Origin of the sequence: Bacillus sp. RC240 (assembly GCF_044907945.1) — a bacterium.
GTDB classification, from domain to species: domain Bacteria; phylum Bacillota; class Bacilli; order Bacillales; family Bacillaceae_G; genus Bacillus_A; species Bacillus_A mycoides.
The window spans coordinates 758,653-782,181 of the sequence record NZ_JBIYCT010000001.1 but is presented as its reverse complement, the minus strand read 5'-3'; the positions used below and the strand labels follow the sequence as shown (position 1 = coordinate 782,181).

Below are 23,529 nucleotides of genomic sequence, written 5' to 3'. Positions count from 1 at the left end.
GCTACTATTAAGCATTTACTTTTATATAGTTTTTCGAATACTTACAAATGAGCTTTTATCTAATTAAAAATGTTCTCCGTGAATAATAACAAAGTAATGTTTTTTATTATTTAATAAATTTTTTCGAAACATAAAATTTTAACTAAGAGGGTTAATCAATAGATACGTTATAACTCCTTCTTAGAAATAAAAGATTCCGTCGCACCATTTTTATATATTTTAGTCAACTTAATAATTGACTTGTACGTATTATTGTCATTCATTATCATCTTTTTCATCTCTTCTATTTCGGCATTACTAGTTCCACTCTCTATTTTTAAACAGTTCGAAATGGAAAGATATCCGCTTGATGCTAAAATAATAATATAAGTAACATCAGGGAAATTAATAAATAGCAATCCAAATTTCAAAGGATTCCCAGCTGTATCCGATAAAATTAATCGAAAATCTAACAGTTCAGGTACTGGAACAAAATCCTTAGAAACAATCGCTTCACCTACTATAGTAATTTGCTTTACTACATTCCCAAGCTCATCTACAAATTCAACACATCTAGGTGGATCAATCATTTTTGCCTGTAAAGATAAACTTAATTCAGGGTTATTAAAATCGAAGAATAGTGTACTTCCCTCAGTTAAACAATGTGGACAAACATTTCCAAGTAAACTGAATTCCTCTTCAATAAATTTAACTTTCGTTTTACAACTACAAACTTTCCCTATTCGAATCGCATCAATTCTTGAACAATCTACAAATATTACCTCACTGTCTTCTTGTGCAAACGACACTATACCTTTTATCTCATTAAATGAAATAAAATAGGATACAACTATTTCGTTTCCGTCTATTACGATACTCTCAACCCTAGAATAAGGATTTAAACTTTTCAAAAATTCACATATACTATTTTGACAACATTGACAATCACGTTTCGGCTCACAATCCACTGATTCTCCATTCCTTTCCTATATGTTTTACCTAATAAATATAATATGAAAGGCATGTAAGAAAAGCTTGGACAATATAACTCTAATATTAGTCTAGATAAGTATACAGACATATGCCTGTCAAATTAAGAAACTAATCGTTCCTCAAATAAGTAATAAAATATATTTTTCACTATAAATGCATATAACAATTTCATCTTTCAACAAAAAAGCGTTATAATAAAGTGAAACTTCTATTAGCAGGGAACTTTATCTCCTACTAATGGTTAGCCCTCACCAATCGGGCAGTCATCTCCCGCCGTCCTCATCATTTACTTCTTCATCTTGAGGTGGGAGTCTACTGCTCGTTATTGCGGGATGAATTGCAGCCTCTAAGATTACGTTATAAAGGAGATTAAAACAATGACTAAAATTAAAGTATATCAAGTAAAAGAAGAAAATATGGAAGCAGTAAAAAACATTATTGATGTTGAGGAACAAAATCCAACTGCTGAGAACTTACAAAATCTATATACATGTGTATTAGATACTGAAGATATGGCATTACCTGAATCATACATTGAAGAAGATATCTTAATTGATTCTATGGAAGTTATGGTTAACGCTTCTCAAAGCAAGCTAAGAGACTTAGGTACATATGATGTAATCGAAGTTCAAAACAAAGGTAAGAAAACACACATTTTATTATTAGCAGACGAAGAATACGAAATTATCGAAGGCTAATTCGACTCCGTACATAAGAAAAAGCTCCTTTCAAAATTGAAAGGAGCTTTTTCTTTATGCTTTTGATGTTTCACTTTTCACCTTGTTTTGTTCTTTTTTATATACCATGCGCTCATTTCCCATAAAGAAAACGAATACGAACGCTAAACTTGCGGGGACTAACGCCCACATAAATGTCTGAACGATTGAACTAGAGAGAGCTTCAATAATTTTATCTAATATTTGCGGCGGAATTTGAGATCTTGCCGATTCTGATAGAATAGCTCTTGAATCTCCTAAAGCGTTTGTATTCATTCCTCCGCTCATACCTTTAAACGATTCTTCTAATTGATCCTGGAAACCAGTTCTTTGAATCATCCCGAAGATTGTAATACCAAGTGTCATACCTAATGAACGAATGAAGTTACTCGTTGAAGTCGCAGAACCGCGTTGCTCCATACCGAAGTTATGAATAGCAGCCATACTTAGTACAGAGAATGAGAAACCAACTCCAAAACCGATAATAACCATATAAATTGTTAATAATATACGACTTGTTTCTGGCGTTAATGTACTTAATAAGAATAATCCGATTAGCATAATTACAGCAGAAATAATCATAATGTTTCGGTAGCTAAGTTTCGATGTTAAAAATCCACCTAACTGCGCTGTAACTACTGATCCTAACATCATTGGTAATAACAATAATCCTGCGTTTGTTGCCGTACCACCGTATACACCTTGAATAAATAACGGAATGTACACAGTTGCTGACATAAATGCCGCCCCGTAACATAAGGCAATAATTGTACTCATTCCGAATAGACGTTGTTTAAACATCTCAAATGAAATGATTGGTTCTTCTACTTTTCGTTCAATAACAATAAAAGCAATTACTAAAATAGCGAACCCAGCAAATAAACTTAAAATAAAGCTAGAATCCCAATCATACTTTTGTCCGCCTAATTCTAAGGCGAACATTAAACAAACTACTGCACCAACTAAAGTAATTGCGCCAAACCAATCAATCTTTTGTTCTCTATGAACTCGTGACTCTTTATAAAATAATGTAATAAAAATAAGTGCTAAAATTCCAAGTGGTAAGTTAATATAAAACACCCAGTGCCAGCTAATATAATCCGTAATATATGCGCCAAGTAATGGCCCGAAAATACTTGATAAACCAAATACTGCTCCGAATAAACCACCCATTTTCCCGCGCTTTTCTGGAGGGAAAATATCAAAAACGATAGTAAATGCGATTGGCACTAGTGCCCCGCCGCCAATACCTTGAATGGCACGATAAATACCTAACTGTGTAATATTTTCAGCAGTTCCACAAAGTGCCGAACCAATCATAAAGACGATTAAACCGAAAATAAAGAATCTCTTTCTACCATACATATCTGATAGTTTACCGAAAATCGGCATACCTGCCATTTCTGCGACCATATAGGCAGAAACGACCCATACAAAGTTTTCAAGGCCTCCTAAATCACCAACGATTGTTCCCATCGCTGTTACGACAATGGTATTATCCATTGATGCCATTAAAATCCCTAGCAATAAGCCCGCCACAACAAAACCGAGCTTATTATTCTTCTCAACCATAACCTTGCTCTCCCTCATACTACTTATATTTGTTTATGTTCTTTTACGACTGCATTACCTTTCTGATTAAAACTAGTGTGATATTCTACTACACTAATTTCACAGCCAGGGCCAATTATAACATGATTTCCTCTTACTACGTCTGCTATTGTATGTTCTAAATAAATATCATCCCCTTCAATAATTGATGTTTGAAGGCTTCCTGCATGACTTGTAAAAGGAATAAATCTCGCTTTTTTACGTACTGTAATCTTTTCCCCACCGATTTCTCTCACTTTACTTCCTTCATAACGAAGTGAGATTTCAATATTTTCAGCATTAAGCAAACCATCACTTTCAAGACCACCAGTTAGTAATAATTCCTCTACTTCTATATCTCCCTTTACATTTAAAGCGCCTTTCACATCTACGAAATCACCGGATAGCTTCCCTTTAAATTCTATCATACCTCTAACTTTTGTTTTATTAATTTGTCCGTCGCCTTGTACTTGGGCATTGCCATATACTTTTACATATTCCGCCTCCATATTCCCCTGTACTTCACTATCTCCATACACGACATAATTTTTCGCTTTCATATTGCCACGTACTTCACTCGTACCATACGTTTTAAAATCATTACAACTCATATGATTAGAGATTGTTCCTTCGCCGCGTATCTTTACTTTGTTATAATCTCCACCTGCTGAGCTACCTGATCCATTTACAGTAAGACTATGTTGATTTTCCATACCGATTCCTCTCTCCCTTTTAAACTTAAACTTGCTTAATTTCTTTTACATTTGCGCTTTTATCAACAGTAAGAACCCCAGTATATTCAATTAGTTCAATCTCACAGTTCGGCCCTACAGTAACATTGTTTCCCCTTACTGTTTTAATGTGAGCATAATCAATATCGATATTGTCACCTTCTAGCAGTTCAGCTTCTAACTGTAAGCCAAATACTGTTTTAAATAGTCTACTAAAAGCACTCAATCTATGTTTTACTTTAATGGTTTGGCCACCAATTTCTTTCGCTCTACATGTACCATGAATATTTATATTAATTTCATCTGCGCTTAATAATCCACCAACTGTAAATTGCCCTTCTGAAGAAAAAATATCAACTTCACAATTACCATCAATCGTCGCTTGACCATTGATTTTAAATTCTTCACCAGTTACATTACCACCTATCGTCCCTTTTCCTGCAATTTTTAAAGTGGTCGCCTTTACATCTTGTGTAATTGTCCCTTTCCCATCGATTCGCATCATTTCTGCACTAACTGTACCCTCAACTTTACCTGATCCGCTAATTCTCGCATCGCTACTTTTCAAATCACCAGTAACAATTCCGTAACCATTACATTCAAATTGGTCGCACTCAACGTTTCCATTAACAGTTCCTTTTCCATTTAGTTGCACTTTATGAAACTCTCCACCGTTTGATGAACCATATCCGTTTATAATTAAATTTTCTGTACGCATTATTTCTCCTCCACTACAACAGTTTAGTTTTTAATGCTTCGGTATATTTCATAATTGCTACACGTAAAACAATCTTTGTTCCCTTTTCAAAAATTAAATCCTCAACGCTTGATACTAAGAAGCATGTAGAAATCCCTAACTTCCGAATAATAACTAAGTCACAATTTTTATGTTTAATCGCTTCATAATTTTCACGTAAAACTTGTAAAACCATTTTCCCTTCTTCTAAGCTAACGTCTCCTGATTGAAGAAGTTCTTCTAACACGTATACATAAAGAATATCTGCAAATTGAAAATCTGCCGTTTTGTTCGTTTGCTCCATGAAAAATTGTAAAACAGGTTCTGATGTAATTTCTTTACGAATGAGATCTTCCTTTGCTAAAAGAATCTCTGTTACGCTTGGTGAAAACATATTTGCCAATTCATCAAGCGATAGATCCTCTTTCATCGTTTGAATTTTATCAATACGCTCTAATATCTTTTCTTTCGGAAAAAATGTTTCCTGACCTGTGAACGTTGACTTCCGTACAAACCAATCTTCCGGTATTAAATTTTTTCTCTTCCACCTATATAACTGTCCGTATGAAATACCAGTTAACTCTAATAAATCTTTTTTTGAAATTAAATCTGTAATCAACTGTATATCACTCCTTCCTAATAACAATGTAACATAACACTGTTACGCTGTAAATGGACTTTTATAACATGTAGCGTAACAATGTGGAAAACAAACTTCATTTCCATACAAAAAAGGTTCTTACACATCTTACTAAAATGCATAAGAACCTTTATATATCAAGCCTTAAACCATATTTGATAAAAATCAATCCAACCTTGTGGATTAATCATTATATTTTGCACTTTTTCGTGTGAACTTACTTGCTGTTTGTTACGGTATAAAGGAATAATATGAATTTGACGTAACAATGTGTCTTCAATATCGTGTAACAGTGTCATCCGTTTCTCTAATTGATTCTCTATAAAATAAGACTGCAATACTTCGTTAAATTTTATATTGCTATGTTGATGAATAAAGCTGTTTTTTGTAAGAAACATATATAGTAAACTTTCTTCAATACGCTCACTAATTGTCGCACTATCATGTATTATATCAGCCTTTTGTATCGTACTTGCTTGCAATAACTCTTTTGTTTCAAGAAAAACGACTTCAATAGTGACGCCATACTTCGCACACTCTTTTTGTATCCAATCTGAGTCTTCAACATGATCTTGTTCTGTAAATGTATATAGTCGCAGTGTTTCATTACGGTAAGAGCTCTCTTTAATAAGCGTATATATGTCCTCATTTATATGTATAGTGCCACCCTTTGTTAGAACCAATGCTTCTGCTATTTCTCCGCGCGCTCCTTGCAATTCCTCGATAAGCGCATTGCTATGAATGATTTTATGTAGAGCTTTCCGAAACATCGTGTTTTGCATAGGTCCTTCTTTTGTGGTATTTAATGTAATGTATGTTACATTCGACTCAAGTCTAGTTAGTTCTTTATGATGCTTTTCTATATTGTTATAGTGTGCTTTCGCTAAAATATCGCACGTATTTACGCTGTGCTCTACATTCCATAATTCAATTCGATCGAGAAATGGTCGCTCGCGAAAATATAAATCATTTGCTTCTAATACGAATACATCCTCATTCTTTTCACATAATCGAAACGGTCCAGTACCGATTAACCTTCCATCTCCATCTTCATTTACAATAGAACACTGTTCTGTACTTAAAGCATGTAAAAACAACTTATTATCTGTAGATAAACGAATCTGCACAATGTAGTCATCAAGAATATGTAAACTTTCAATGTGCTGTAACATCCAAGCATGCGGGTTATTTTTCTCTTTCATAAATCGTTTAAATGTCTGTTCAACATCATAAGCGGTTAGTTCTTTTCTATTATGAAATTGAACACCTTTTCGTAAGTAGAAGGTCCACATATATTTCTGGTCATCATATTCCCAATAAAACGCAAGTCTTGGTTCTACACTGTTTGTATTTCCGTCTATATACACTAACGTGTCGTATATATGTTTTACCATATGACATTCCGAACGCATCGTAGCGTATACAGGGTCTAATGCAATGTCTAGATTCATTTGGACTTGCAAACGTAGTACATCTCTTCTCCCTTTAGATGTCCTTTCGACTTGATACCCGAATATCGAATCTATCCAAGTTTGAAATTGAGTTTGAAGTGATGGAAAATATGAGCTATACCTTTCAATAAATGCACTCCCGTTTTTTACATCCCCTTGTTTCGTTATTTCTTTTCCTCTTTCTAAAATTAAAGAAAGTGGATGTTTTTGAAATAACAACTTTGAACGATTTCCTCTTCCTCGGCCTGGAAACCACATAATCCAATTAAATTCTTCTAATTTTTTTATGATTAATTTACTATTTCGCTCTGTACAAAATAAAGTTTCAGATATATTTTGTATTGTTATTTCTAATTGTTCTCCCTCTGCTCTCCCATTTCCATACTGGAGCCACAGGTGCATATATTGCTCCAAAATAATCATAAAACGCCCCCTAAAAGATGAAAAATCTTCCTCTTTCATTCTACCCTTTTTCATTTCCGGCTTCCATCTTATCATTTCAATATAGAAAGGAGGAAATAAAAATGAAGTATCTTTTAAAACGTTATAATAAGCCTATTCTCATTCGATTGTTCGGTGAATTGTTAGTCCGAACGACTGAAGCGATGTTAGCTATCATTTTTATTGTTCACGTTAATAAAGCGTTAAATGGTAATGTTATAGTTACAATGCTTCTTTTCGGATTACAGCCTCTCGCTGATATTGTGTTTACATTAATCGCTGGAGGTGTAACAGATAAATACGGCCGAAAGAAAATAATGTTACTCGGATTACTTTTACAAGCTTTTGCCGTAAGCGGATTCGTTTTTGCTGAATCGGTCGCCTTTTTCGCCTTATTGTATGTAGTAAATGGTATTGGACGCTCTTTATATATTCCGGCACAGCGAGCACAAATCGCTGACTTAACGCAGGAAGAACAACAGGCAGAAATATTTGCTGTTCTTCAAACGATGGGAGCAATCGGCTCTGTAATTGGCCCATTAATTGGCGCCTTTTTCTATACTAGTCACCCTGAGTATTTATTTATTTTGCAAGGTGTAGCCCTTACGCTATATGCTATTCTCGTTTGGACGCAGCTTCCTGAAACAGCTCCACTCATGAAAAACGTTAATAAAACTAAAGAAGTATATTCGACAAAACAATTTATTTCAAAGCATTACGCTGTGTTTGGACTTATGGTTTCTACGCTACCGATTAGTTTTTTCTACGCTCAAACCGAATCGAATTATCGTATATTCGCCGAAAGTGTATTTCCAAATTTTCTATTTGTACTCGTGTTTATCTCAACTTGTAAAGCAGTCATGGAAGTTATGCTCCAAATTTTCCTTGTGAAATGGTCAGAACGATTTTCTATGCCAAAAATCATTGTTATTTCCTATACTTGCTATACGTTAGCTGCGATTGGCTACGGCTATTCCACAACAATATGGTCATTATTCTTCACATTGCTCTTTTTAGTAATTGGGGAAAGTATCGCTTTGAATCACTTACTACGATTCGTTTCACAAATAGCTCCAAGTCATAGTCGCGGATTGTACTTTTCTATATACGGTATACATTGGGATATTTCAAGAACTTGTGGGCCTTTTGTAGGAGCATTGTTATTAAGTAAATTAAGCGGTAGTACGCTATTTTATATTTGTGCCTTCTTATTAATAATTGGCGGTATTATTCAAGCTTTTTTTGTTCAATCGTTAGAAAGAAACAAAACAAAAGAGCTGTCCCTATAGGAACAGCTCTTTTATTTAACCTGCCATTTTATTAATACTATCCTCCGGTGAGAACACAGAAATATGATGTACTTTACCAGTCGATTTTGGAATTACGAATTTCAATTCAAACTGGTCATTTACTTTATAAACATAAATTTTATCATTACCATTTTCTTTAACAGACGCTGGTTTTCCTAAAGCCTTTTCGATCTCTTGTAACATAATCACTTTAAGTTCTGAATGGTAAGATCGCACGTCAAAGACTTGTGATCCTTTATTAAAGCCAAATGCGACATTTTTATTTGTAAACGTCGCATACATCCCGTTTCCTGCTTGCTCCGTCTTATCAGCTTTCCCCCACACCTTCTCTATTTCTTCAATATCTCCTGTATGCGCCGCATATGGAACATTAGGTACTTTACCTACTTTCGCTTGCTCAAATAAATCTTTTACATGGTTAATTGATTTTTGATTAAGCACTGTATTTTTCGTATTAGACTCCGTTGAAGGTTTTACCGATTCTTGACCTTTTTGTTTTTCCACAGGTTCTTTCTCTTTTTTGGGAGCAGTCTCTTCATTCTTTTTACTCTTTTCTGACGTATCGCTCTTTTTTTCCGTACTATTTTCTGATGTTGAATTAGTTTGCTTCTTTTCCTCAGCGTTAGTACATGCGGTTAAAGCCGCTACACACGTTAAAGTTAGGAAAAATATAAGTACTTTCATATATACTTTCATCATTTTCAACCTCCCTCTTCAATATATTCACTTTTGTAACCATTCCATAACACTACTCCTCAAATTATTTCCCCCCAAAAAAGTAAGTGCTTCCGTTTCTCCGAAAGTACGGACCATATACTCTATATATGATTTTCCTAAAAAATAACCGAGTCGGTTGTATCCGAAATAAGTCCCTCCGGATAGACGGAACCATTCTTTCTCTTTTTCACCTGTCCACCCTTCAACATAATCTTGTAAAAAATGTTTCTTAATGTGCTCTTCAATTTCTTTATAATATTGTAACGATGAATCACCATTACTACTACATGAATAGTAAACGGACTCACTTAAACCTTTAACTATTAGTTGTGATAAATAGGTCGCGACCCCTTCACGATATAAACTTACCGGGGCATCATTCCATTCTCTTGTAATGCTACATTATGATATATATGTCCGATTTCATGAGCAACGATAACACGGAGGTGCTCCCTTACAGGAGATAATTTCTCAGCCGCAAAAAATATATCCCCAATAATCTCCCTTTCCACAAATGCATTAGAACCAAATCCACCTACAAATATATGAAAAGTTACATCTATATTACTACCAAATTGAATGCGATAGTCCTTACTAACTTCTTGAATAATTGATGGTACAATTTCTGAAATAATACGAATGTCTTCTAGTTTTGCAGGATACTTTTCAATCGCACTAGAGAGACGTTCTTCTGTCTTAGGACAGTGAAACTTAAAATACTCTTCGAATGCCTCTGGGTGCATATCATAATATTTGTTCAAGTCATGTAATCCTATATCATTGCTTTCCAAAAGCTTTAAAAAGCTTGGAATTGTATTGTTAATCATCTTATTCATCTCCTTATTTACACCTTCTCTCCTTACTCGTTATATCCTTTTTCTATAACTTAAAATACACTGTCACAAAGGCTCCTTTAAATGCAAAAAACCAGCAGGGAGTGAATAATCATTCCCTGCTGGTTTAATATTTTTGGGGTTTCTGAAATTTAATCAAACCATTTTTCGCCGTCAGAAATCCATTAAAATTGCCTATTTATATAATTAAAAAAGCTGCCCTATTAAAGGACAGCTTCAAATATGTATTTTTACACTTCGATAGATTTACCATCTTCAACGATATGGTAAAGTAAGTGCGCTAAATGATGAATTGGACCATTTTCTTCCTCTTCTTCATTTGTCTCACCTTGGAATTCAAGATCATTTAAGTATAGTGCTAAAAATTGATAGAACAATTTCAAATCAAATCCGTAGCAAGCACTTGGTTCTTCATGATCTCCTTCATATTGTAACATTAAGTATTGCTCGTTTCCTTCTGTATCTTCAGCATCAAAGAATACGAAGAAACCAACGTTTGTATCTAAATCAAATAGATGACGAGTACCTTTTTCTGTTGCTTTCTCGAAGTCCTCTTCACTTAATTTATGTACTGTTGTTGCCTTTGCATTATCCTCTTGATGAAAATTTACTGTAAATGATTTCAATGCTGACACCTCCTAATTGTATAACAGTAGCATAACAGATTAGACAACATAATACAAAGGGACTGCTTACAAATGTAAACAGTCCCCTGTATTCATTTCCGCATTGCACGGAATATAAAGCTTACGATGAAAATCAAAACAATCGCGCCTATTAAAGCCGGAACAATCGCATATCCGCCTATAACAGGTCCGAATTTACCAAGTAACGCTGTACCAAGCCAAGAACCGACAATACCTGCAATAATATTACCGATTACACCGCCAGGTACATCCTTCCCAGTAATTAAACTTGCAAACCATCCCAATATACCACCAACGATTAAAGACCAAATCATATCATTTCCTCCTTTATAATTGACCAATAAAAATTATAATCAGAAACAATTGCTTACCATTAGTTATGTTACATTTTTCGTAAGTTATTCGTCTTATGAAAATCATTCAAATCTGCTCACCCTTTTAAGGACAATCTGGCTTCAATATTGTTCTCATAAATTCGTCTTTAAACGCTTGATAATTAAATTCAACGGCAATTTTTTGTATAGGACGATTATCAAACGTCGTTGGCTCAGCTATTTTTCTAAAATCTGCAACACTTTGACCTCTCGTTACATCATTCGTCGTACTTATCCAAACTGCTGATTTTTTATATTCAAAAATATCATCATTTATAAATGAAATGAACGGAAGTAAATCGTGAATCGGACTCCCAGCAATACCTGGATATTCTTTTTTGTAAAAGTTCTCGTAATAAAAATCGATCATTGGCTTAATAAGTTTCGCCTGCCCGGTTCCTTCTTTATCAATAATATCGACCATTTCAGGGGTAATAAGAGCACGCTGTGTTACATTTAACGGATATATAGTAGCATTCTGCGCATATTTCATAACGATATTCGCGGCAATTGGATCGCCGTAAAAATTAGCTTCTGATACAGGTGTAACGTTTCCCGGAAATAGAAAAGCACCGCCCATTATATAATAAGAACATACTCGATTCATTAAATTGGGGTACAATAAAAATAATGTTGCAAGTGTTGTTAATCGTCCCGTCGCGACTATAATAATATCTTCTGGACAAGGCTCAATTAATTTAATCAATTCACAAAAATTTTCTCTGTCACAAATTCTCATTTTCGGTGGAATAATTGGACCTAAACCGTGATCCCCATGAATTTCAGGGAAAAACAAAGGTTCTTCAGCTGTCATTGGTCTACTGGCACCTTCAATAATCTTCACTTTTGTAGCATAGTATCTTTCTAAAAAATAAACATTTTCCGTAACAATTTCTCTTGATACATTTCCATACTCTGCAACGATACCGATAATATCTAATTTGCATGTTTTATTCGCATAAATTAACGTCACTGCATCATCAATACCAAAATCTCCGAAAAAGATTATTTTTTTATTAACTTTCCTCACCCCTCTCCAGCGTAATCTACTATCATTATTATGCGAAAAAGACAAGGCGGTGAAACAGAGATAATTAAAAAAGCCGCCTATTTATTGGCGACTTCAATCTTTTTATAAGATAAATATGCTAGTATACTTTTGCTTGAATCATATTTCGGATTATTCCCTTTTCTCGGTTCTCTCATATGTGTTTTTTCAAACCCAGGAATGTCAGGCATTTTCTCTAAAAATTCAATCATCTCTTCCTCAGTTCCCTCAATACGTACACGAATCATTATTACTATTCCTCAATTCTCATTTTCTCTGTACTAAGTATATCGTACATCAGAAAGACTGCAAGAAATTTATCTTTTTAATGTTGAACTTTTTTTACATACGAACAGTGCCATTTCAGTATAAAACGATTCTATTTTATTGTTTTCAAATTGAATTTTGAAAAATTCTTGCATTTCATTTGATGTTTTCATCATACACTCTGTTAACTTTACACGTTTTTGCATAGGAACATCCATCATATCGCACCACCAATCAAAATCGAACTTCTTGTCAAAAGTATGACATGACTGCATTTGCAAACCATGTTTTTCTAATAAAGTAATCCATTCTGTTTTTTTCAAAGCTCGTTCATGGCTTGGATCTCTCTTCTTTTCGATAAAATTATAAAATGTATCAAACTCATTATTTTCTGGTGAAACGTTATCAATTAATATAAATAACCCATTATCTTCTAACGTTCGATTTACTTCAAAAATAAATTGCAAAGGATCAACAAAGTGATGTGCTGCAATTCGGCATGTAATTGTATCAAAGGATTCATCAGCAAATGGTAACCTTTCTGCATGTCCTGCTACAAATGATACATTTTCATGTCCGTTCCCTTCTATAAAACCTTTTGCTTTTTCTAACATTTTTTCTGTTAAATCAAGAGCGACTACCTCTTTGAACATTGGGGCTAACAAATTAGCAACATGTCCGCCACCAGTAGCAATATCAAGAAGACGAGTATTATGACGAGTTTCAACTTGCTGAACTACATATTGTAAATCCAGTCCTTTTGCATGAATTTTACTTTTCACATACTTCTCTGCATTACTACCAAATTGTTGTTTCACAAGTTCTTCTTTACTCACTTTTATCATCTTCTTTCTATAAAGTATTATATTTAATTTATAAGTTCTCTTTATATAATTTCAAATCCTCTTTTAGTTTAGTCTCGTCTCTTGTATTAGAGACCTTCTATCAAAAAAATTTAACTCTTTTATTTTTAAGCACAAAACAAAAAAAGTTATGGGGAATTATCCCACAACCCCACAAAGTATCTCTTATATTTGAGGATCTTCTTACACGTCTAAATAACTTAATCCCCCTGTAACTTCACAATAATTTCTACTTCGCTATTAGTAGCCTCTCTTGCATGCAATCCATATTGGTCCATGCCAATCCATATCCACCCAGGACTATCATAAAGAATATCTATGTTGAAATGCTTCAACTTAGTAAGCTCTGACCTAATAAATTTATCCCTACTAGCGATTTCCTTATCAAGCAAGCCATATTCTTTCCCATTTTCAAATAGCGCTATCATCTTTCCTGCAAGTGGATGTATACGAACAATAAATTGATATTCTTTTTCATTTATATTCGCTACAATCGTACTAGAATCAGGTACATCACATCTAGAATTCGGCATATTCATATCGGTCAGCTCCTTTATTGATTTCATTAATATCATAACAGGTTAATATTTAGATATTATTAATATAATGTAAAAAATATAAAAGCTGACTTCCCTTTAGAAATCAGCTTTTACACATTGTTTATCTTTAAACTTTTTACAAATTTTATAATGTTTCTTTCTCTTCATCATTTCCGGAAACTAAATCTCCTAAAACATCCACCGTAACTTCAACTACAAATTCACAAATCCCTGCTACAACTTCTCCAATTACTTCCTCCATCTTTCTACCCCCTTGTTTTATGGAACCTATTTGTAGTATAGAAGATACTGGTTAATTTTAACTATTGGCAAAGGTGACAAAAACATTACAGATTTGTAAGCTATTTCAATGTTTTTTTGAATTTATACTTCTCCCCTTCGAAACTTTAAGTATTATTAACAACCAGATAGGTCATCATAATATAAAGTATTTAAGAATCCTAATTTAAAGGAGGCGTGTAAAATATACTACGTAAAATTAATTAAAGGTCAATCTTTCTATGCTTTTGATCAACGATTCTTAGTGTCTCATGAAGAAGAGGTTTCGGAAAAAATTTTTAATTACTTACGCCGGAATGAATTCTTCGAAGTACGTAAAGAAGAATATTCCGCCTAAAGTATGAAAAGCATCAAAAAATGACTCTCATAATTGGGATTTTTTCTTGATGCTTTTATATTATCTCCCTTTATTCAACATTACTCCTCAATTCTCTTAAAATCTTATAGTATATGTCCAAGCTAATTCATCGTTACCTTCATATTTTAGTATATGAGGAGGTGACGAATATGACTCATATCATTGATTATCAAGCTACTCAACCTTTAAATAAAACAGGTGAAACAACTTTTGTAATTCCCCATTCCCCAGAAAAAGCAATTCTAGCAAGTATTAAATTAAAAATTTCAAGAAGAGATTCACGTAATAATCGAGTAGAATTAATTGCTACAGTTGGGGTTAAAGGTATAACTGAGATTTCACAAGTTTTATTCCGAATTTTCCGTGACAATACAGAAATCTTCAACGCTCAAGTAGGGATTGAATCTACAGATTCTGAGCAATTTTACGCGCAAACATTTCAAGCTATAGATCAAAATGTTAGCTGCGGGACTCACGAGTATTCATTAACTGTAGAAAACCTTACTAGTGGTGCAAGTGCAGACATTGTTGGTCCTCTGTCTTTTAGCGGCTTAGCTATTGGACAAGATCATAAGTGTTGCTAATTTAATCTATTTTGGTTTTTTGAGAAAAGTAAGACGTATTATCTGCGTTCTTACTTTTTTTATTTTCCCCACACTTACCTTCCCTTTGAATTTACTTGTGAATTTTTTGTATTTTTAGTTACCCATTGTATCACTTAATTCATCATTTTTTTACAAATCAAAAAGATTGAAATCCATCAATGAAACACGTAATATAGACTCTGACTCTAAAAAAGTTCGTTAAAAATAATACATAAAATAAGTAGGTTTTATATACGAGTTTTTCATTTTAAAAGACAGAGAGGTTTTACATTATGTGGCGTAATAAAAATGTTTGGATTGTGTTAATTGGGGAGTTTATTGCTGGTCTAGGGTTATGGCTTGGTATTCTTGGTAATCTTGAATTTATGCAAAAATACGTCCCTTCTGATTTTATGAAATCCGTTATATTATTTATCGGACTGTTAGCTGGTGTTCTAGTCGGTCCAATGGCTGGGCGTGTCATTGATCAATATGAAAAAAAGAAAGTTCTTCTTTACGCTGGATTGGGTCGTGTTATTAGTGTTATTTTCATGTTTTTCGCTATTCAATATGAAAGTATCGCTTTCATGATTGCATTTATGATTGCACTTCAAATTTCCGCGGCATTTTATTTCCCTGCATTACAATCTGTAATTCCACTCATCGTTAATGAACATGAGCTATTACAAATGAACGGTGTACATATGAATATCGGTACAATCGCTCGTATTGCAGGTACTTCACTAGGTGGCATTCTTTTAGTTGTAATGAGTTTACAGTATATGTATGCCTTCTCAATGGCAGCATACGCTTTATTATTCCTCTCAACTTTCTTCCTACAATTTGAAGATAAAAAATCCGCTACATCAAGTAAACAATCAGCTAAAGATAATAGTTTTATGGAAGTATTTCGTATTTTAAAAGGAATCCCTATTGCTTTTAAAGCACTTATATTAAGTATTATCCCTCTTTTATTTATAGCTGGATTCAATTTAATGGTTATTAACATTAGCGAAATGCAACATGACCCAACAATTAAAGGATTCATATATACAATTGAAGGTGTAGCGTTTATGTTAGGTGCATTCGTTATTAAACGTTTATCTGATCATTTCAAACCTGAAAAGTTACTATATTTCTTCGCATTTTGTACCGCTTTTGCACACCTTTCGTTGTTCTTTAGCGATATTAAATGGATGGCACTTGCCTCATTTGGTTTGTTTGGATTTAGTGTTGGCTGCTTCTTCCCTATTATGTCGACAATTTTCCAAACGAAAGTCGAAAAAAGCTATCACGGACGTCTCTTCTCATTCCGTAATATGTTTGAAAGAATTATGTTCCAAATTGTCTTACTCGGCACAGGCTTCTTCTTAGATACGATTGGATTACAGTATATGGTTCTAATTTTCGGAGTCATTTCATTGTTAATTATATTTATTTCCCTATCTAAACAGAAACGATTTGAAAAACAAACGTCGCAATCTGCGAATTTATAAAACTAATACTTCTTAAGAATGGATCCCGTATTTTACTGGGTCCATTCTTTTTGAATTTCAAGGATTAAAATCTATTCTCTTAATGTAGTTCAAATATTTAAAGGATTATCCCCTACTACTTTCGAATAAAATAAATTATAGATTTTTCAAAAAGGAGCTGTGGAAATGTCTGATGGCATCCAATTATTAATTACCCTTCTGTTTTCATTCATTATGTTTGGCGCCCTTAATTTTTTAGCCATTTCCCTATCCCAAAATAACTTTAAAAGAAGAATTGTTGCAGGTTTCTTATTTTTACTGTTAACTCCCATTATCTTTTTGACTACTACAGTATTCACCTCTATATTCGATAAAGGTGGATTTGGCGCAGCTAACCTAGCCTTTATTATTGCAAATATGTAGAATTGTCATTCTTCTTTCCACTTCATTTATCCTCAAAAGACATAACATAAGATAGACCATTAGGCATGAATCTGGCATTACACTAGATTCATGCCTTTTTATTTTGAAATCCCACCCTTCTCCAAATTTTTATGTGAAATTTATTAATTCTTTATAAAAATTTAAACTTTATTCATTACAATATTCCTATCGTATTCGCACGTTTATAAAAACTAATAAGAAAGGAGTACACAATGAAAAAGCTTCTATTTATTTTCCCTATATTAATCGTTCTACTTAGTGGATGTAGCAATAATGATATATACGGTTCTTGGGAAGTCATTGATAATAAAAAAGGTGAATGCCCTGTGTATTATAAATTTGAAACAGTTGTAAAAGAAGAAAAGAAAGAAAAGGTTGTTCACAATTTAGTGGAAATGCAAACAACAACTAAAAAAGAGGATTTATTTAAGGGATCGTTTGTTAAAAATTCTAACGTGTATCGTATTGATTATGGTAACTCGTTTACATCAGATCAATCTTTAAAAGTTGTCGATAATGAATTAAATGTATACTTTTTTACAACTGAAAAAACATGTACATATAAAAAAACAAACAATTAATCTTCATTTATAACGTAGAAAATATTTTCTACGTTATTTTTATATTCTCCCTTATTATCCTCCCTCTAAATTTGTCAATCGTTTTAATTTTCATAAAAAAATGATAAAATGTAAACATGTGTTTTCAGAATAATTAAAAATACAGAAAGAAAACACTGTTTTTAGGAGGGGTTTTGATGACTTACACTTTAGCAACTAGAATGAAAGCATTCCAATCTTCTATATTTAGTGAATTAGGCGCCTATAAAAAAGAGAAAATTACAGCAGGTCATAAAATGATCGATTTAAGTATCGGGAATCCTGATATGCCTCCTGCTGATTTTGTGAGAGAAGAAATGGTACATACAGCAAGTGCAAAAGAAAGTTACGGATATACATTATCTGGTATTCAAGAATTTCACGAAGCTGTAACTGAATATTACAACAACACTCATAACGTTATTTTAAATGCCGATAAAGAAGTTTTATTATTAATGGGTTCACAAGACGGACTCGTTCATTTACCGATGGTTTTTGCAAATCCGGGAGATATTATATTAGTTCCTGATCCTGGATATACGGCTTATGAAACAGGAATTCAAATGGCCGGTGCAACATCTTACTACATGCCATTAAAAAAAGAAAATGATTTCTTACCTAACTTGGAAGTTATCCCTGAAGAAATCGCCAATAAAGCAAAGATGATGATTTTGAACTTCCCAGGAAATCCAGTTCCAGCAATGGCACATGAAGATTTCTTTAAAGAGGTAATCGCATTCGCGAAAAAACATAATATTATCGTTGTCCATGATTTTGCTTATGCTGAATTTTATTTTGATGGTCAAAAGCCAATTAGCTTCTTATCTGTACCTGGTGCAAAAGAAGTTGGCGTTGAAATTAATTCTTTATCTAAAAGTTATAGTTTAGCTGGTAGCCGTATTGGTTATATGATTGGTAACGAAGAAATTGTCGGCGCGCTTACGCAATTTAAGTCTAATACAGATTACGGTGTGTTTTTACCAATTCAAAAAGCTGCATCCGCTGCATTACGACACGGCGCTGCATTTTGCGAAAAAAACCGTGAAATTTACCAAGAACGTAGAGATACTTTAGTGGACGGATTCCGCAAATTCGGTTGGAATGTCGATAAACCAGCTGGAAGTATGTTCGTTTGGGCTGAAATTCCGAAAGGATGGACTTCGCTAGAGTTCGCTTATGCACTTATGGATCGTGCAAATGTCGTTGTCACACCAGGCCATGCATTTGGTCCTCATGGCGAAGGTTTTGTTCGTATTGCACTTGTTCAAGATAAAGTAGTATTACAAGAAGTAGTTGAAAACATTAAAAATAGCGGTATTTTCTCTATTGAAAAAATAGAAGAATTAGTTAAGAATTAATAATAACTCCCCTGCTTAACTTTAGCAGGGGTATTATTATTCCTGGAGGTACGATATGAATATTAAAGATACTCTTCCCCATCGCTATCCATTTTTAATGATTGATAAAATTACAAACGTTAAAGAATCTCAATCAGCTACAGGATACAAACTGATCACAAATAACGAGTGGTTTATTAATGAAAATCAAAACTATATGCCTCATATGCTAATTGTAGAAGCACTGGCTCAACTTAGTGCTTTTGTAAGTACAGGTGAATCTGAAGGTCTTGGTTTCCTCTCCTCTTTAGATGGGGTGGAATTTCATGAAAATGCGTATCCCGGTGATAAACTTGACTTACATTATGAATTAACACGTAACAGACGAGGTTTTGTTCTTGGGAAAGGAATTGCCTCTGTAAACGGTCAATCAATCGTTACCATTGAAAAGCTATTAATATATCAAGCTGATTAAACAGATCACATAGTAAGGGGTAGGAAAATGCGGAATGTTGTTGGTATTGATGCTGGGGGAACATTAACAAAGATTGCTTACTTTAACCTAGAGAAAAAATTATGTTTTGAAAAATTTTATTCATTTGAACAAGAAAGAATTAAAGAATGGCTTCAAAATCATAATTCAATTACACAATTATGCATTACAGGTGGTAAAGCTACACAGTTAGAGCAACTCCTTTCAAGTTCATATAAAATAGTAGAGTTAAACGAGTTTGAAGCTACTTTAGCAGGAGTACGATACATACTAAAAGAAGAAAAACGTGCTATAAACAACTTTGTATTAACAAATATCGGTACAGGTACTTCCATTCACTATGTTCACGACAAGCAATATGTTCGCGCTGGTGGAACTGGAGTTGGCGGTGGTACTATTATGGGTCTTTCAAAACTATTAACAAATATAGATCATTTTGAAGACGTGATTCCGCTTACGAAAATTGGTTCAAGAAACAGTCTAGATATTACAGTTGGAGATATTTATGGCGGGATTCTCTCCCCTCTTGATAATAACTTAACTGCTAGCAATTTCGGAAAAGCGACCATTACAGACTCAAATTATAGTAGTTCAGATATACTAGCTACCGTTCAAGGACTTGTCGGTGAAGTCGTCACAGCATTAAGCCTTCAATTCGCCGAAGCAAAAAACATTGACCATATCATTTACATCGGTTCTACTCTATGTAATAACGTACATCTTCAAAATATTATAAGTAGCTATACAAAATATCAAAACAAAATACCTGTCTTTTTACAAGACGGCGGTTATAGTGGTGCGATTGGTACTTTACTTCATGGTATGAAATAAAAAAGCTGACTTTTGTCAGCTTTTTTGCAATGGTACTTCAAATTCAATAATTGATTCTCCATTCTCACCAATTCGTTCCACACTAATTCTATCAATTACACAATTTAACTTCTCATGAAAACTAGGAATATCCTTCGCTATTTCAGCCGCTAACTCCGCGCTATCTTTTCTCCCAACTGTTACATGTGGTATGTATGGAATGTCTCTTTTCAAAAATCGTAATAAGGGGCCTGTATACAATTTATCATGTAGTTTTTCTATTTGTTCTTTTCCTTGCTCAATTTCTAAAAATAAATAGCCTCCTATACTAGTTACACCACTTGCAAACTTAATCTCAATTGTACCTATCCCTTTTGCTAGATTCGAAATATGTGATTTCAATTCATCATTTGAAATATTACCTTCAAAAGGAAATACAATTGTTATGTGGGGAGGAATTAAACCAAATAAAGGATCGTGTATTTCTCTAATACTTTCTATCTCATCAGTAGACATGTTAGTTAGAAAAAGTAAAATTGTACGCATTTTTATATCCCCCACTCTCCTCAATTTTTTATATTTATCATATTGCATGGTAGTTTGCACTTCAACAAGTTATTTCACTTACATAGAAAAATAAAAAACTTCTCAAATGAGAAGTTTTCATATTGCATGATTATTATTTTCCCGCCAAACTTTCCTGAATTTTATATAACAAGCAATTCTCCACGGAATAATATAAGACACCGCAACGACGTAAAATAATAAACCAATTATTTGCGGATCTAAGCCAACGATATATTGTCTTGAACTATATCTTAAAATAACAATTCCGATAAAAGTAATTAAAAAGGCAGCACTTTTTTTCGTATAAATGTTTCCGTCTTCTCTTCGCTCATAGTTTGTTAGAAATATAAGTGGGATTGCGAAAATCACCCCACTGGATGCTGCTATAGTCACTTGTAATATAGCTGGATGTACTGGACCAAAAAACAATAAAATACCCGGTGTTAAAAATAGTAATGGCCACAAAATACGTTTTCCCGTTCCCTTTATCGGCTTATACATAGAACGATATCGTCGCCAAAAAATTAGCAGTGCCACGCATAAAAAGACGGTTATTAGTGAAGAAGTATCTCCCATACAGTCTTCCTTCTCTCTTAAAGTATTTGTGCTTAAATCGTATCCTCAAAAGAAACTTTACGAATAAATAGAGCGCTAATTATAAAGTATATTAAAATAAGCACTATCGAAATTGATATAAAATTGGGTATATCAAGTAACGATTTACTATCAATAAATACCAATTCTTTCAAACCTACCTTACCATAAATTGTACTCGTCAACCCCAAGAAAAAAATCACACTAAAAGCAAAGCCTATCCAATTAAATCTTTTCTGAAAAATAGTTGTTAATTGAAATAAGCTAGCTAATAATAGATAGAACACGAACTGTGCAAAGAATTGTTCAATTGTATGTGCTCCTAAATTTATATGTTTCGTTTCATAAAATGTACCTTGTAAAAGCAAAACTTGTAGAAATGAAAAAATTACTGATTGTAATATGATAAAACATACTGAACCAATAAAGAATTGTAATCTAGTAACGCCAAATGAGACAACTGTACGAAATATGTCATCTTGAACAAGAAAAACACTTGCCACAATAAATATTGCAATTGCAATAGATGAATTATTGAAGATATCATGTAAAAATGCTACCTTTAGTCCCTTTATATCAGTTGCAGTTGTTGTCCATTTTATAAATAATGCCACACACCAAAAGATAAGAATAGCCTTATAATGAAATTTCATATGTAACTTTAATTGTTTTAAAAGCATTTTCATTTCACCTCATTATCTGTTAGATAAATAAATAGTTTTTGCAGTGTTACTCTGCCTATTTCTAACCCTTCAGTTTCTATTAGCTCATAATCTCTAGCAGAAAGATCTCCCCATATCGCAGAAATCTCTTTATTCCCATACAACTCTTGTTTTACAACATTTTTCCCCATTAAAAAATTTGTCACTTTATCTTTATGTCCTGATATTATGTGTCCTTTTTCTAAAAAATCTTCCACAGAGGATTGAACAGCTAACGATCCTTCTTTTAATATGATTACATTTTCTATAACATGGGACACTTCCTCAACTAAATGTGTTGATAAGATGATTGTTCGTGGATATTCACTATAATCTTCCAATAATAATTCGTAAAACAACTCTCGATGTGCTGCATCTAAACCGGTAGTCGGCTCATCAAAAATAGTAATTGGTGCTCTACTAGCTAAACCTTTAATAATACCAACAATTGTTTGCATACCATGGGATAAATCATAATATTTTTCTTTTGCATTCAATTGAAATTTTTTAATAAGTTCCTCAGCATATTCTTGATCCCAATTTTCATAAAACATGTTACACAAATAAAAAACATCTTTTACCTTACTACTTAAATTAATGTTTTCTTTCACCTTTACGAAACAAATATTTCGCATCGCTTTACTATTTTCAAATACATTTTCACCAAATACAGATACGCTTCCACTACTTGAAATAATCTGACCTGCGAGTATGTTTAATAAAGTTGTTTTCCCCGCTCCGTTTCTTCCAAGCAAACCATATATTTTATGCTCTTCCAATGAAATAGTTACTTCGTTAACAGCTAATTTCTTTTTATATTTTTTAGACAAGTTTTTCGTTTCAAGTGCAATCATCCCTCTTTCCCCTCCTTCGTAATTTTGTGTATCATGTCCATCAATTCGTCTTTTGATATTTCTAGTACTTTTGCTTCTTCCCACACTTTAGGTAAATACTCAGTCATAAAAGTATTTTGTCTTTTTTTTAGTACGACTTCTTTTGCTCCCTTTGTAACAAACATCCCGATCCCTCTCTTTTTATATAAGATCCCCTCATCTACTAGTAGATTTACTCCTTTTGCAGCTGTAGCCGGATTAATTTGTAACATCTTCGCAAATTGATTTGTCGACGGGACTTGTCCTTCTTCAAGTAATATGTCTTTTAAAATATCAGATTCAATTGTTTCTGCAATTTGTATGTATATTAACTTATTTTGTTCTAGAGTAGGTTTCACGATTTCACCACCTTAGGTTCATAGGTTCATTACTTATGTAATTAACCATAGCACAATGTTATATTTTTTTCCATAATTTTCATCAAAAAAAAAGAATCATTCGATACTGAATGACTCTCTTTAAAAAATGTCCGTATTTT

Annotated in this window: 27 protein-coding genes and 2 pseudogenes; 10 read left to right on the top strand and 19 right to left on the bottom strand. The window is 33.3% G+C overall.

Translation table 11 applies throughout. The annotated features are described in order from the left end of the window. Positions 1 to 167: 167 nt before the first annotated feature. Positions 168 to 947 (bottom strand): BC_2878 family exosporium-associated protein, encoded by a 780-nt coding sequence (locus ABH955_RS04070; RefSeq protein WP_404490898.1) that lies wholly within the window; start codon positions 945 to 947, stop codon positions 168 to 170. A 402-nt stretch (positions 948 to 1,349) separates the two neighbouring features. On the opposite strand from ABH955_RS04070, the gene ABH955_RS04065 reads away from it, so the two are divergent. Further along, entirely contained in the window at positions 1,350 to 1,670 is a 321-nt protein-coding gene (locus ABH955_RS04065) for a hypothetical protein (protein ID WP_105584988.1), read from the top strand. 54 nt (positions 1,671 to 1,724) lie between these two features. Here ABH955_RS04065 and ABH955_RS04060 read toward each other — a convergent pair whose 3' ends face one another. From ABH955_RS04060 to ABH955_RS04040, 5 genes are all read right to left on the bottom strand, one after another. Then, positions 1,725 to 3,260 (bottom strand): MDR family MFS transporter, encoded by a 1,536-nt coding sequence (locus ABH955_RS04060; protein ID WP_002084972.1) that lies wholly within the window; start codon positions 3,258 to 3,260, stop codon positions 1,725 to 1,727. Between the two features lie 23 nt (positions 3,261 to 3,283). Then, positions 3,284 to 3,991: a polymer-forming cytoskeletal protein gene (locus tag ABH955_RS04055; RefSeq protein WP_404453515.1), complete on the bottom strand. Its 708-nt coding sequence runs from the start codon at positions 3,989 to 3,991 to the stop codon at positions 3,284 to 3,286. Between the two features lie 25 nt (positions 3,992 to 4,016). Next, entirely contained in the window at positions 4,017 to 4,727 is a 711-nt protein-coding gene (locus ABH955_RS04050; RefSeq protein ID WP_002189907.1) for a bactofilin family protein, read from the bottom strand. 13 nt (positions 4,728 to 4,740) lie between these two features. After that, the gene (locus tag ABH955_RS04045; protein WP_002189908.1) at positions 4,741 to 5,364 is read right to left on the bottom strand and encodes a YhbD family protein; all 624 of its coding nucleotides are present in this window, start codon (positions 5,362 to 5,364) and stop codon (positions 4,741 to 4,743) included. A gap of 158 nt (positions 5,365 to 5,522) precedes the next feature. Next, positions 5,523 to 7,298 (bottom strand): SgrR family transcriptional regulator, encoded by a 1,776-nt coding sequence (locus tag ABH955_RS04040; RefSeq protein WP_404453906.1) that lies wholly within the window; start codon positions 7,296 to 7,298, stop codon positions 5,523 to 5,525. 62 nt (positions 7,299 to 7,360) lie between these two features. Between ABH955_RS04040 and ABH955_RS04035 the strand changes: the two genes are divergently transcribed. Then, positions 7,361 to 8,566 carry an MDR family MFS transporter gene (locus ABH955_RS04035; protein WP_404453512.1) on the top strand — a complete coding sequence of 402 codons (1,206 nt, stop codon included), beginning with the start codon at positions 7,361 to 7,363 and terminating at the stop codon, positions 8,564 to 8,566. 15 nt (positions 8,567 to 8,581) lie between these two features. Here the strand turns inward: ABH955_RS04035 and ABH955_RS04030 are convergent, their stop codons facing one another. The 8 genes and pseudogenes from ABH955_RS04030 to ABH955_RS03995 form a co-directional block, all read right to left on the bottom strand. Beyond that, positions 8,582 to 9,286: a YjgB family protein gene (locus tag ABH955_RS04030; RefSeq protein ID WP_404453509.1), complete on the bottom strand. Its 705-nt coding sequence runs from the start codon at positions 9,284 to 9,286 to the stop codon at positions 8,582 to 8,584. 24 nt (positions 9,287 to 9,310) lie between these two features. After that, a pseudogene (locus tag ABH955_RS04025) lies at positions 9,311 to 10,131 on the bottom strand (aminopeptidase). 257 nt (positions 10,132 to 10,388) lie between these two features. After that, positions 10,389 to 10,784 (bottom strand): hypothetical protein, encoded by a 396-nt coding sequence (locus ABH955_RS04020; RefSeq protein WP_002084959.1) that lies wholly within the window; start codon positions 10,782 to 10,784, stop codon positions 10,389 to 10,391. A gap of 92 nt (positions 10,785 to 10,876) precedes the next feature. Further along, a complete protein-coding gene (locus tag ABH955_RS04015; RefSeq protein WP_002013368.1) occupies positions 10,877 to 11,119 on the bottom strand; it encodes a GlsB/YeaQ/YmgE family stress response membrane protein in 243 nt (80 codons plus the stop codon). A gap of 124 nt (positions 11,120 to 11,243) precedes the next feature. After that, complete coding sequence (locus tag ABH955_RS04010) at positions 11,244 to 12,209, bottom strand: nucleoside hydrolase (RefSeq protein WP_002013369.1); 966 nt, start codon at positions 12,207 to 12,209, stop codon at positions 11,244 to 11,246. Positions 12,210 to 12,286: 77 nt separating this feature from the next. After that, a complete protein-coding gene (locus ABH955_RS04005) occupies positions 12,287 to 12,475 on the bottom strand; it encodes a DUF3970 family protein (protein ID WP_215573431.1) in 189 nt (62 codons plus the stop codon). Positions 12,476 to 12,544: 69 nt separating this feature from the next. Next, positions 12,545 to 13,330: a class I SAM-dependent methyltransferase gene (locus ABH955_RS04000; protein WP_404490897.1), complete on the bottom strand. Its 786-nt coding sequence runs from the start codon at positions 13,328 to 13,330 to the stop codon at positions 12,545 to 12,547. 227 nt (positions 13,331 to 13,557) lie between these two features. After that, positions 13,558 to 13,896 carry a hypothetical protein gene (locus tag ABH955_RS03995; protein ID WP_404453501.1) on the bottom strand — a complete coding sequence of 113 codons (339 nt, stop codon included), beginning with the start codon at positions 13,894 to 13,896 and terminating at the stop codon, positions 13,558 to 13,560. Positions 13,897 to 14,380: 484 nt separating this feature from the next. Between ABH955_RS03995 and ABH955_RS03990 the strand changes: the two genes are divergently transcribed. The 8 genes and pseudogenes from ABH955_RS03990 (at position 14,381) to coaW (ending at position 20,317) form a co-directional block, all read left to right on the top strand. Continuing rightward, on the top strand, positions 14,381 to 14,533 hold the full coding sequence (locus tag ABH955_RS03990) for a YqbF domain-containing protein (RefSeq protein ID WP_078179002.1): 153 nt from the start codon (positions 14,381 to 14,383) through the stop codon (positions 14,531 to 14,533). A gap of 170 nt (positions 14,534 to 14,703) precedes the next feature. After that, complete coding sequence (exsC, locus tag ABH955_RS03985) at positions 14,704 to 15,138, top strand: exosporium protein ExsC (RefSeq protein ID WP_002165595.1); 435 nt, start codon at positions 14,704 to 14,706, stop codon at positions 15,136 to 15,138. A gap of 293 nt (positions 15,139 to 15,431) precedes the next feature. Next, positions 15,432 to 16,634, top strand: a complete 1,203-nt coding sequence (locus tag ABH955_RS03980; protein ID WP_404453495.1) for an MFS transporter — start codon at positions 15,432 to 15,434, stop codon at positions 16,632 to 16,634. Between the two features lie 165 nt (positions 16,635 to 16,799). Then, positions 16,800 to 17,091 (top strand): annotated as a pseudogene (locus tag ABH955_RS03975) (hypothetical protein). Positions 17,092 to 17,269: 178 nt separating this feature from the next. After that, entirely contained in the window at positions 17,270 to 17,638 is a 369-nt protein-coding gene (locus ABH955_RS03970; protein WP_113937515.1) for a hypothetical protein, read from the top strand. Between the two features lie 176 nt (positions 17,639 to 17,814). Beyond that, positions 17,815 to 19,014, top strand: a complete 1,200-nt coding sequence (locus tag ABH955_RS03965; RefSeq protein WP_404490896.1) for an LL-diaminopimelate aminotransferase — start codon at positions 17,815 to 17,817, stop codon at positions 19,012 to 19,014. 55 nt (positions 19,015 to 19,069) lie between these two features. Further along, on the top strand, positions 19,070 to 19,468 hold the full coding sequence (locus ABH955_RS03960) for a 3-hydroxyacyl-ACP dehydratase FabZ family protein (protein WP_002127819.1): 399 nt from the start codon (positions 19,070 to 19,072) through the stop codon (positions 19,466 to 19,468). Between the two features lie 27 nt (positions 19,469 to 19,495). Further along, positions 19,496 to 20,317, top strand: coding sequence for a type II pantothenate kinase (coaW, locus tag ABH955_RS03955; RefSeq protein WP_404453492.1), 822 nt, complete (start codon positions 19,496 to 19,498; stop codon positions 20,315 to 20,317). Positions 20,318 to 20,332: 15 nt separating this feature from the next. Here coaW and ABH955_RS03950 read toward each other — a convergent pair whose 3' ends face one another. The 5 genes from ABH955_RS03950 to ABH955_RS03930 all read right to left on the bottom strand — a co-directional run bounded on the left by ABH955_RS03950 (position 20,333) and on the right by ABH955_RS03930 (position 23,389). Next, a complete protein-coding gene (locus ABH955_RS03950) occupies positions 20,333 to 20,842 on the bottom strand; it encodes a 2'-5' RNA ligase family protein (protein ID WP_113937519.1) in 510 nt (169 codons plus the stop codon). 117 nt (positions 20,843 to 20,959) lie between these two features. Beyond that, complete coding sequence (locus tag ABH955_RS03945) at positions 20,960 to 21,439, bottom strand: CcdC family protein (RefSeq protein ID WP_113937520.1); 480 nt, start codon at positions 21,437 to 21,439, stop codon at positions 20,960 to 20,962. Between the two features lie 32 nt (positions 21,440 to 21,471). Continuing rightward, positions 21,472 to 22,143: a DUF4052 family protein gene (locus ABH955_RS03940; RefSeq protein ID WP_040963093.1), complete on the bottom strand. Its 672-nt coding sequence runs from the start codon at positions 22,141 to 22,143 to the stop codon at positions 21,472 to 21,474. Continuing rightward, the gene (locus ABH955_RS03935; RefSeq protein WP_012261132.1) at positions 22,140 to 23,012 is read right to left on the bottom strand and encodes an ATP-binding cassette domain-containing protein; all 873 of its coding nucleotides are present in this window, start codon (positions 23,010 to 23,012) and stop codon (positions 22,140 to 22,142) included. The genes ABH955_RS03940 and ABH955_RS03935 overlap by 4 nt, the downstream gene beginning before the upstream one ends. Next, positions 23,009 to 23,389, bottom strand: coding sequence for a GntR family transcriptional regulator (locus ABH955_RS03930; protein ID WP_404490895.1), 381 nt, complete (start codon positions 23,387 to 23,389; stop codon positions 23,009 to 23,011). Before ABH955_RS03930 ends, ABH955_RS03935 begins: the two co-directional genes overlap by 4 nt. Positions 23,390 to 23,529 lie beyond the last annotated feature (140 nt).

Bases quoted from the DNA above. Each gene is read 5' to 3' on its own strand.
- ABH955_RS04060 (WP_002084972.1), bottom strand. From the start codon at position 3,260: ATGGTTGAGAAGAATAATAAGCTCGGTTTTGTTGTGGCGGGCTTATTG.
- ABH955_RS04055 (WP_404453515.1), bottom strand. From the start codon at position 3,991: ATGGAAAATCAACATAGTCTTACTGTAAATGGATCAGGTAGCTCAGCA.
- ABH955_RS04040 (WP_404453906.1), bottom strand. From the start codon at position 7,298: ATGAAAGAGGAAGATTTTTCATCTTTTAGGGGGCGTTTTATGATTATT.
- ABH955_RS03960 (WP_002127819.1), top strand. From the start codon at position 19,070: ATGAATATTAAAGATACTCTTCCCCATCGCTATCCATTTTTAATGATT.
- ABH955_RS03940 (WP_040963093.1), bottom strand. From the start codon at position 22,143: ATGAAAATGCTTTTAAAACAATTAAAGTTACATATGAAATTTCATTAT.
- ABH955_RS04035 (WP_404453512.1), top strand. From the start codon at position 7,361: ATGAAGTATCTTTTAAAACGTTATAATAAGCCTATTCTCATTCGATTG.
- ABH955_RS04050 (WP_002189907.1), bottom strand. From the start codon at position 4,727: ATGCGTACAGAAAATTTAATTATAAACGGATATGGTTCATCAAACGGT.
- ABH955_RS03995 (WP_404453501.1), bottom strand. From the start codon at position 13,896: ATGAATATGCCGAATTCTAGATGTGATGTACCTGATTCTAGTACGATT.
- ABH955_RS03980 (WP_404453495.1), top strand. From the start codon at position 15,432: ATGTGGCGTAATAAAAATGTTTGGATTGTGTTAATTGGGGAGTTTATT.
- ABH955_RS03950 (WP_113937519.1), bottom strand. From the start codon at position 20,842: ATGCGTACAATTTTACTTTTTCTAACTAACATGTCTACTGATGAGATA.
- ABH955_RS03945 (WP_113937520.1), bottom strand. From the start codon at position 21,439: ATGGGAGATACTTCTTCACTAATAACCGTCTTTTTATGCGTGGCACTG.
- exsC (WP_002165595.1), top strand. From the start codon at position 14,704: ATGACTCATATCATTGATTATCAAGCTACTCAACCTTTAAATAAAACA.
- ABH955_RS04015 (WP_002013368.1), bottom strand. From the start codon at position 11,119: ATGATTTGGTCTTTAATCGTTGGTGGTATATTGGGATGGTTTGCAAGT.
- ABH955_RS04005 (WP_215573431.1), bottom strand. From the start codon at position 12,475: ATGATTCGTGTACGTATTGAGGGAACTGAGGAAGAGATGATTGAATTT.
- ABH955_RS04030 (WP_404453509.1), bottom strand. From the start codon at position 9,286: ATGATGAAAGTATATATGAAAGTACTTATATTTTTCCTAACTTTAACG.
- coaW (WP_404453492.1), top strand. From the start codon at position 19,496: ATGCGGAATGTTGTTGGTATTGATGCTGGGGGAACATTAACAAAGATT.
- ABH955_RS04065 (WP_105584988.1), top strand. From the start codon at position 1,350: ATGACTAAAATTAAAGTATATCAAGTAAAAGAAGAAAATATGGAAGCA.
- ABH955_RS03965 (WP_404490896.1), top strand. From the start codon at position 17,815: ATGACTTACACTTTAGCAACTAGAATGAAAGCATTCCAATCTTCTATA.
- ABH955_RS03935 (WP_012261132.1), bottom strand. From the start codon at position 23,012: ATGATTGCACTTGAAACGAAAAACTTGTCTAAAAAATATAAAAAGAAA.
- ABH955_RS03970 (WP_113937515.1), top strand. From the start codon at position 17,270: ATGAAAAAGCTTCTATTTATTTTCCCTATATTAATCGTTCTACTTAGT.